Here is a 4,952-nt window from a genome sequence, read left to right as displayed (position 1 = left end):
CCGCAAACTCGTCCTCGACCCCACCCGCGACTACCAACCCCGCGGCGTCAAATGCGGAAACAGCCCAGAAAACCAGCAAGAGGTGTAAACCATGTCTCGGGACACCTGTCAACGATGTCCCGAGACATGACATTGGTAGCGGGGACAGGATTCGAACCTGCGACCTCTGGGTTATGAGCCCAGCGAGCTACCGAGCTGCTCCACCCCGCGTTGGTGAATGCCAGGTTACCGAACCGGCGTCACGGCGACCAAATCGCGGGCTCAGCGGGGGTGCGGCACCGACATTGCCGCCATGGTCGTGGATCGTCCGACCACCACAACCCTGACGGCGATCTCGACGAGACCCAGTCTCAGTGCGAGGGCGGGTTGAGCCCGTAGCGCCGCGCGATGTCGTCCATCCAGTCCGGCGACCCGTAGGTCAGACCGTACTTGTCGGCCAGCTCGCCGAACTCGGGCAGCTCGTGCAGGACCTTGCCGACCGGGTCGTCGGCGTGCTCGACCAGCAGCTCCCCGAGCTCGCGGAAATAGTTCTCGAATCCGCCCGGCGTGATGACCTCGATGATGCGGCCGGGCTCGCTGCCGGCGTTCCACATGGCGTGCATCTGGCCGCGGGGCTTGGTGATGTATCCGCCCGGTCCCAGCACCACTTCGCTGTCGTCGGAGCGGAAGCCGATCTCACCGGCCAGCACGATCGAGTGCTCGTCCTCGCGGGTGTGCCTGTGAGCCGCCGTCAGCAGTCCGACCGCAAACGGGTGCTCGACGATTGACACCTCACCCCCGTTGGTCTTGCTGGACAGCTTGAACACGGCCCCGAAACCGGGGAGGCCGACGTACTCGCCCTCCCCCGGCTGCACCACGGTTACCCCGATTTCATTCGTCTCGGTCATTCGATTCACCTTCCCGGGCCCGTCATCCCGCCGCAGCCAGGTTGGCCGGTTCCTGCGGCCACAGCGGCTGCGGCACCTCGACACCGAACGGCTTGCCCCAGCCGTTGCGGGACGAAACCTCGTGCACCGGGCGCCGATTGGCCGCCACACCCCACTTGCCCCGCGGGTAGCCCAGGGCCAGCATGGCCGACATCTTCCAGCCCTGCTCGGCGGGCACGCCCAGCAACTCGTTCACCCGGTCCTCGAAATTGCGGAGCACCATCGTCATCACCCCACCGACGCCCTCGGCACGGGCGGCGAGCAGCGCGCTCCAGATCGCCGGGTAGATGTTGGCGCCGCCGAGGTCGTCGATGGCGAAGACGAAGAGCAGCAAGGGGATCTCTTCGAAATGGTCGGCCAGGTAATTGCCCGACCCCTGCATGCGGCGCATCGTCGCGGCGTGCTCGTTCGGGTCCGCCCCGGGCGCCGTCGCCGCCATCGGTCCCGCCCCCGCGCCGAACTTCTCGTACTCGATAGCGCGGGCCTGCCGGAAGAGGTGGGCGAATTCGCGGATGAGGTCCGGGTCGTCCACGGCCACGAAGTGCCAGCGCTGGGTGTTGCCGCCGTTGGGGGCGCGGACGGCGGCGTCCAGGATGCGGGCCTGTGTCTCCAGCGGGATCGGGTCCGGCCGCAACCGCCGCATCATCCGGGTGGTGTAAAGCGCCTCGTAGATGTCCATTTTTTCTGCTCCTTCGCTACTCGGGCCAGCTGTTGTGCAGGATTAGGTCGACGAAGTCGACGCGCTCGAAGGTGGGGTCGAAGTGCGCCAGCACGTCGGCGTTCATGGTGCCGGCGGTGGTCTGCGGGCGGTGCTTCATCCCGTCGTTGAACGCCGCCAGGATGCCCTGCTTGAACTGGGGGCGCGGGTGGGCGGCGGTCACCGCGGCGAGGGCGTCGGGGGCCAGGTGCTCGCGCCCGATGCCGACGACGTCCACCTCGACACCGGCCTGGAGCAGAGCGACCTCGGGGTCCAGGAACTCCGGCACGCCGGGGGTGGTGTGCAAGGCGATGCCGAGCCACACCTTGGCGGCGTCGGCCTGCTGCACGCCGCGCGCCGTCAGGAAGTCCCGGGCCGCGTTCGCGCCGTCGACCTCGAAGCGCAGTGCGGAGGTGCGGTAGCGCTCGGTCAGCCCGATGTCGTGGAACATCGCGCTGACGTAGAGCAGCTCCAGGTCGGGTTGCAGGCCGCGGCGCAGGCCCTGCAGCGCGCCGAACAGGAACACCCGGCGCGAGTGGTTGAACAGCAGGTCATCCTCGGCGTCGCGGATGAACTCGGTGGCCTCGCGCGCCAGAGCCGAGTCGGGGACGCGGATGCCGGCGATGGTTTCAATGGATTGAGTGGTCATGACCGTTAGTCTGCGACCGTTCACGCCCACCGACCGCGCGCGTTCGGGTCGTCCTGTCCACAGAAAGCGACACAATATCTACGTGGCCGAAGCCAGAGCGCACTCGCGGGTGGTGGTGATCGTCGTCTTCGACGACGTGACGATGCTGGACGTGGCCGGCGCCGGCGAGGTGTTCGTCGAAGCCAACCGGTTCGGCGCCGACTATCAGATTAAGGTCGCGTCGGTCGACGGCCGGGACGTCACCACGTCCATCGGCAGTCGACTGGGTGTCACCGACCGGATTTCGTCGATCGAATCCGCCGATACCGTTCTGGTCGCCGGTAGCGACCACCTGCCCCGGCGGCCGGTCGATCCCGCGCTCGTCGAGGCCGTCAGGTCGCTGTCTGCCCGGTCGCGGCGGACGGCATCCATTTGCACGGGGTCGTTCATCCTCGCCCAGGCCGGCCTGCTCAGCGGCCGGCGCGCCACCACGCACTGGAACGAGACGCGGGTGTTGGCTCGGGCCTTTCGGGATGTCACCGTCGATCCCGACGCGATCTTCGTCCGCGACGGCGACGTCTTCACCTCGGCCGGGATCTCCTCGGGTATCGATCTGGCGCTGGCGTTGGTCGAACTGGATTACGGGACCGAACTGGTGCGCAACGTGGCCCGGTGGCTGGTCGTCTACCTCAAACGCGCGGGGGGCCAGTCACAATTCTCGGTGCTGGTGGAGGCCGACCCGCCGCCGCAGTCTCCCCTGCGCGCTGTCATCGACGCGGTCGCGGCCAACCCGGGCGCGAACCACAGCGTGAAATCCCTTGCGACCCGGGCGTCACTGAGCACGCGTCAGCTGACCCGGCTCTTCCAATCCGAGCTGGGAATGACCCCGGCCCGCTACGTCGAGCTGGTTCGAATCGATTTCGCCCGTGGCGCACTGGAATCCGGCCGGTCCGTCGGCGAGACCGCGGGCCTGGCCGGGTTCGGCAGCATCGAAACCCTGCGGCGGGTGTTCGTCAACCATCTGGGCATCAGCCCGAAGGCCTATCGGGAGAGGTTCCGGACGGCCGGATTGGCCGGGGCCTGAGGCTATTTGGTGTTGTTGTACTTGGTGATCGCGTCGTCCAGCCGCTGCAGCGCGGCGCCGTAGCCGGCGAAATCGCCCTTCTTCTGGGCGTCCTTGACCGCGCCGAGCGCGGCCTGAATCTCTTGCAGGGCAGCGGATTTGGCCGGGGACAGCGTCACCGACCCGTCCGGCACGGGCGGAACCGCCGTCGGCGGAGGCAATCCCGGTGGCCCGGCCGGCGGGGGCGGGGCGGCCGGCGGGGCCGCCTGTGGATTGCCAGCGTCGGTCGGCTGGATGCCTGTCGCCGCCGCACCCGCGCCCGGGCCGAACAGGCCGGTCAACGCGTCGCGCACCGTCGGGCCGTACCCGATCTTGTCGTTGTACATCATCGCCACCCGGATCAGCCGCGGATACGACGATGCGGCGTCGCTGGCGCCCGGGGACGCGTAGACGGGTTCGACATACAGCAGGCCTCCCTGGCCCACCGGCAGGGTGAGTAGGTTGCCCCAGCGGATGCGGTTCTGGTTGTCGCGCCCGATCACGCCGAGGTCCTGGGACACCGCCGGGTCGGTGGTGATGGCGTTGTTGGCCAGCTTGGGTCCGTTCACCTGACCCGGGATGGTCAGCACGGTGATTCTGCCGTAGGTCGCCGGGTCGGAGCTGGCGCTGATGTAGGCGGCCAGGTAGTCGCGCTTGAACCTGTTCATCGCGCTCGTCAGCTGATACGACGACGAATTATCGTTCTTGGCAATGTTTTTCGCGACGATGTAATACGGCGGCTGGTAGCTGCTGGCGGTCGGGTTGGGGTCCAGTGGCACGTCCCAGAAATCCGACGTGGAGAAGAACGTCACCGGGTCGTTGACGTGATACTTGGCCAGCAGCATGCGCTGCACCTTGAACAGGTCCTCGGGGTAGCGCAGGTGCTCGGCCAGCTCAGGGGTGATGTCGCTCTTCGGCTTCACGGTGCCGGGGAAGACCTGCATCCACGCCTTGAGCACCGGGTCCTGCTCGTCCTGCTGATACAGCGTGACGGTGCCGTCGTAGGCGTCCACCGTGGCCTTCACCGAGTTGCGGATGTAGGAAACCTGCTTGTCCGGGGCCAGCTTGTTGAACGCCACCTCGTTGGAGTCGGCGGTGGCCGATTCCAACGAGGTGAGCTCGGAATACGGGTAGTTGTCCAACGTGGTGTAGCCGTCGATGATCCACACCAGTCGCTTGTTGACGATTGCCGGATACACCGAGCTGTCGGTGGTCAGCCAGGGCGCCACCGCCTCCACCCGGCGGGCGGGGTCGCGGTTGAACAGGATCCTGCTGTTGGCGCCGATCACGTTGGAGAACAGGAAGTTTCGCTCGGCGAATTTGGCGGCGAACACGCTGCGGGACAGCCAGTCACCGACCGGCACTCCCCCGAGGCCGGTGTAGGTGTAGTTCTTGGTGTCGCTGCTGGTCTCGTAGTCGTATTCGCGGTCGGCGCCGTTGCGTCCGACGATCGCGTAGTCCGCGGAGGTGCTGGAGATGACGGGCCCGTAGTAGATGCGCGGCTGCTCCAGCGGGGCAGGGCCGTCGGACACCACGTTGCCGTTGGCGCCGACGACGTTCACCAAGAACTCGGGATAGCCGCCGTTCTGGTTGGGGTCG

General features: G+C 67.2%; 5 protein-coding genes and 1 tRNA gene. 1 reads left to right on the top strand and 5 read right to left on the bottom strand.

Annotated elements, in window-relative coordinates:
• Nucleotides 1–133: 133 nt before the first annotated feature.
• From A5695_RS09660 to A5695_RS09645, 4 genes are all read right to left on the bottom strand, one after another.
• Nucleotides 134–210: transfer RNA gene (locus tag A5695_RS09660), tRNA-Met, on the bottom strand.
• Nucleotides 211–350: 140 nt separating this feature from the next.
• Nucleotides 351–887, bottom strand: coding sequence for a cupin domain-containing protein (locus A5695_RS09655; protein ID WP_068080366.1), 537 nt, complete (start codon nt 885–887; stop codon nt 351–353).
• Between the two features lie 22 nt (nt 888–909).
• Nucleotides 910–1,605 carry a nitroreductase family protein gene (locus A5695_RS09650; RefSeq protein WP_068080364.1) on the bottom strand — a complete coding sequence of 232 codons (696 nt, stop codon included), beginning with the start codon at nt 1,603–1,605 and terminating at the stop codon, nt 910–912.
• Nucleotides 1,606–1,621: 16 nt separating this feature from the next.
• Nucleotides 1,622–2,272 (bottom strand): HD domain-containing protein, encoded by a 651-nt coding sequence (locus A5695_RS09645; protein WP_068080362.1) that lies wholly within the window; start codon nt 2,270–2,272, stop codon nt 1,622–1,624.
• Nucleotides 2,273–2,354: 82 nt separating this feature from the next.
• Between A5695_RS09645 and A5695_RS09640 the strand changes: the two genes are divergently transcribed.
• Complete coding sequence (locus tag A5695_RS09640) at nt 2,355–3,335, top strand: GlxA family transcriptional regulator (protein WP_255398670.1); 981 nt, start codon at nt 2,355–2,357, stop codon at nt 3,333–3,335.
• A 2-nt stretch (nt 3,336–3,337) separates the two neighbouring features.
• On the opposite strand, the gene A5695_RS09635 is transcribed toward A5695_RS09640, so the two are convergent.
• Nucleotides 3,338–4,952: UPF0182 family protein (locus A5695_RS09635; protein WP_197515429.1), on the bottom strand; the 1,615-nt coding region annotated here is incomplete at its 5' end.

Origin of the sequence: Mycobacterium sp. E1747 (assembly GCF_001667775.1) — a bacterium.
In the GTDB taxonomy this organism is placed as follows: Bacteria; Actinomycetota; Actinomycetes; order Mycobacteriales; family Mycobacteriaceae; genus Mycobacterium.
Note: the sequence above shows the minus strand (reverse complement) of the source record. Positions and strands in the feature narration are given on the sequence as shown.